Source organism: Streptomyces sp. URMC 126 (assembly GCF_051386555.1).
GTDB lineage: Bacteria > Actinomycetota > Actinomycetes > Streptomycetales > Streptomycetaceae > Streptomyces.
In genome coordinates this window covers 1-246 of sequence record NZ_JBPQTX010001194.1, presented here as the reverse complement: position 1 = coordinate 246, position 246 = coordinate 1, and the positions used below count along the sequence as shown (strand labels likewise).

The 246-nt window shown below is 69.5% G+C and carries 1 protein-coding gene; it reads left to right on the top strand.

Annotated elements, in window-relative coordinates; translation table 11 throughout:
- A partial coding sequence (locus ACSNOK_RS35630) for a sugar phosphate isomerase/epimerase family protein (RefSeq protein WP_436784810.1) occupies window positions 1–246 on the top strand: 246 nt, incomplete at both ends.

Sequence of the window (246 nt, the reverse complement as noted above, 5' to 3'; positions counted from 1 at the left end):
ATGGAGGAGCTCCTGCCGGTCTTCGAACGGGAGGGGATCCGGCTCGCGCTGGAGCCCCATCCGGACGACTTCATCGAGCTCGGTCACCCCGCGGTCGACATGGTCCGCGGCATCGACTCGCCGTCGGTGTCCTTCCTGTACTGCCTGCCGCACACGTTCCACCAGGGCGACGACGCCCCCGGGATCGTCGCGCACGCCGGCGACCTGCTCACCCACGTGCACGTCGCCGACTCGATGGACCACACC